Origin of the sequence: Brevundimonas denitrificans (genome assembly GCF_030160755.1) — a bacterium.
GTDB lineage: Bacteria > Pseudomonadota > Alphaproteobacteria > Caulobacterales > Caulobacteraceae > Brevundimonas > Brevundimonas denitrificans.
Genome location: NZ_BSOY01000122.1, coordinates 1 through 3,418, shown reverse-complemented (window position 1 = coordinate 3,418; position 3,418 = coordinate 1). Strand labels below are relative to the sequence as shown.

2 protein-coding genes are annotated in these 3,418 nt (G+C 72.8%); both read left to right on the top strand.

All coding sequences use genetic code 11. The features are described 5' to 3' along the window. Positions 1 to 2,460 (top strand): ATP-dependent DNA helicase (locus QQJ79_RS15085; RefSeq protein WP_284223749.1); only part of this gene is annotated, 2,460 nt, incomplete at its 5' end. An 11-nt stretch (positions 2,461 to 2,471) separates the two neighbouring features. Further along, positions 2,472 to 3,418 (top strand): DUF2125 domain-containing protein (locus QQJ79_RS15080; RefSeq protein ID WP_284223748.1); only part of this gene is annotated, 947 nt, incomplete at its 3' end.

Here is a 3,418-nt window from a genome sequence, read left to right as displayed (position 1 = left end):
CTGGTCGATCCCGACCGCGAGGCCGCCGTCACCCTGGCCGAGACCCTGGGCCGCGCGGGCTGGTCATGGGCCTGGCGCGTTTCCGGCGCCCTGCAGACCCAGCCGCTCCGCGACCGCCAGCATCGCGGCAGCGGCCTCGACGCCTGGTCGCGCCTGCCGGAATGGGAGGACGAAGCCCCGCGCGGCGAGGCCGGCTCGGCGCCCGTCGATTCCGAATCCGCCCGCATCCGGCTGGAAAAGCTGCTTCAGGCGTCCGGCCTCGACGAAACCCGGCCGACCCAGTCCGACTACGCCGCCGAGGCCGCCTACGCCTTCTCGCCGCGCAATGAGGAGGGCCGTCCCCGCTTCCTGCTGGCCGAGGCCGGCACGGGCACCGGCAAGACCCTCGGCTACCTCGCCCCCGCCAGCCTGTGGGCCGAGCGCAATCAGGGCGCGGCCTGGGTCTCGACCTACACCCGCGCCCTGCAGCGTCAGATCGATCGTGAAAGCGCCGCCCTGTGGCCCGATCCGGTCGAGCGCAAGAAGAAGACCGTGGTTCGCAAGGGACGGGAAAACTACCTCTGCCTGCTGAACCTGCAGGACATGGTGCAGGCGGCGCAGCTGGGGAACGGCGACCTGATCGGCATGGCCTTGGCCAGCCGCTGGGCCATGCACACACGTGATGGCGACATGACCGGCGGCGACTATCCGGGCTGGCTGCCCGGCCTGTTCGCCACGGGGCCGAGCCATCAGGCCAGCGCCGCCAACCTCGTCGACCGGCGCGGCGAATGCGTCCACGCCGCCTGTCCGCACTACCGCACCTGTTTCGTCGAAAAAACCATCCGCGCCAGCCGCCGCGCGGACCTCGTCGTCGCCAACCACGCCCTCGTCATGACGCAGGCCGCCTTCGACGGCGCCCGGTCGGCGCGGGGGCTGAAACAGGACGGCGAGACCGCGGCGCTGAAGCGGATCGTCTTCGACGAGGGCCACCATCTGTTCGACGCGGCCGACAGCGCCTTCTCGGCCTGCCTGTCCGGTCAGGAGGCCGCCGAGCTGCGCCGCTGGCTGCGCGGTCCCGAGGGCCGGGGCCGACGCGGGCGTGGTCTGGAACAGCGGCTGGGCGACCTCTGCGCCGACAATGAGGCGGCGACCAAGGCGCTTCAGGACGCCGTCCGCGCCGCCGCCCAGCTGCCCGGCGAGGGCGTGTCGGGCCGCATCGCCCCGGCCTCGGGCGAGGTCAATCCGGTGGGGCCGATCGAACGCTTCCTGCTGGCCGCCCTGGAACAGCTTCGCGCCCGAACATCCGAGAACGCCTCGGGCAGCGGCGTCGAGTTCGGCATGGAGTGTTCCCTGCGCCCCGTCACCGAACCGGTGCTGGAGGCCGCGCGCGAGGCCGCCCAGGCCCTGGCCGCCGTCGAGGCGCCGCTGCTGGCCCTGTCGCGGCATCTGGAAGACATCCTCGACGACGAGGCCTCGGAGCTGGATGGCGCTTCCCGCGCCCGCATCGAGGGCGCCCTGCGCGGCCTCGACCGCCGCGCCCGCATGACCCTGCCCGGCTGGCGCTCGATGCTGGCGGCGCTCGAGGTGTCGTCCGACGAGCCCGACCCCGACTTCCTCGACTGGCTGTCTGCCGAAGCCGCCTTCGGCCGCATCATGGACGTGGCCCTGCGCCGTCACTGGATCGACCCGACCGTGCCGCTGGAGGCCGCCGTCATCATGCCGGCCCACGGCGTGCTGGTGACCTCGGCCACCCTGTCCGATCCGAACGCCGACGATCCCTTCGACATGGCCCGGCTGCGGACCGGCTCGGCGCGGCTGATCGAACCGGCCCGGACGCTGAAGGTCGAGAGCCCGTTCGACTATGCCGCCAACGCCCGGGTCATCGTCGTCAACGACCTGGTCAAGGACGACACGCGCCAGACGGCGGCGGCCATGCGCGAACTGTTCCTTGCCGCGGGCGGCGGCGGTCTGGGCCTGTTCACCGCCATCCGCCGGCTCAAGGCGGTCTATGAGCGGCTGGGGCCGGACCTCGCGAAAGCCGGCATCCCCCTCTACGCCCAGCACGTCGATCCGCTGGAAGTGGGGGCGCTGGTCGATGTGTTCCGGGCCGAGCAGGACTCCTGCCTGCTGGGCACCGACGCCGTGCGGGACGGGGTCGACGTGCCGGGCCGGTCCCTGCGCATCCTCGCCTTCGACCGTGTTCCGTGGCCGCGGCCCGACCTGCTGCACAAGGCGCGCCGCCTGCGCTTCGGCGGCGAGGGCGCGGGCGGACGCAATTTCGACGACGCTCTCGCCCGCGCCAAAATGGCCCAGGCCTTCGGCCGGCTGATCCGCCGCGCCGACGACAAGGGCGTCTTCGTCATGCTGGACGCCGCCGCCCCGACCCGCCTGTTCGCCAGCCTTCCACCGGGGACCGAAGTTCAGCGCATGGGTCTGGCCGAAGCGGTCGAACAGGTTGGCGCGTTTCTCAAGGCGGACTAGACGGTGCCCGGATGACCGACAGCGCCCAGACCCCGACCCGCCATTCCCGCCGCGGCCTCGCCGTTCCCTTCGTGATCGTCGGCCTTCTGCTGGCCGGCTGGACCGGGTGGTGGTTCTGGCTGACCGACCAGATCGAGACCCGGCTGGAGGCCCAGGTCGAGACCCTGCGGCAGGACGGCTGGACCGTCACCCGCGCCGCCGTGACGACGACCGGCTGGCCCTTCCGGGCGCGGGTGTCGATTCCGCACGTCGACGTCACGGCGCCCTCGGGCCACGGCTTCGCCGCGCCGGAACTGGTGGCCGAGGCCAATGCCTACAACCCCGACCGCTGGGTGGTGATCGCCCCCGACGGCCTGACCCTGAGCCGGGCGGACAAGGGCAAGGTCGGCGTGCGCGGCGACGGCCTGCGCCTCAGCGTCAGCCATCTGCGCCAGCGCTTTCCCGACCTGCGGGTCGAACTTATCCGCCCGACCTTCACCGCCCATCGCGACGCCGAACCCTTTCCCATCGCCTCGGCCGAGCGGATCCTGTTCAACCTCCGACCGCACCTGACCGACGGCCTGGCCGCCACGGACGAGATGGACGTGGCCTTCGAACTGGTCGAGGCCCGCGGGCGTCCCGGCGGGCCGGTCGAGGGGGCGACGCGGCAGGGGCGTCTTACGGCGCGGATCGAAGCCACCGTCGTCAACGCCAGCCGCCTGAGCGGCATGGACAGCGCCGGCGTCTTCGCCGCCTGGACCGCCGCGGGCGGACGCTTCACCGCCATCAAGGGCGAACTGGAAGCCGGCGAGAGCCGGGCCCGCATCGAGAGCGAAACCCTCTCCGCTGACGGCGACGGCCGTCTGCAGGGTCAGGTCGCCCTGCGCGCGGAACAGCCGATGGCGGCCATCGCCGGCCTGGCCCGCTCGCGCTCGGGGGCCGTCAACCGACTGGGGGCCGCGGGCGCGGCGGCGGCCAC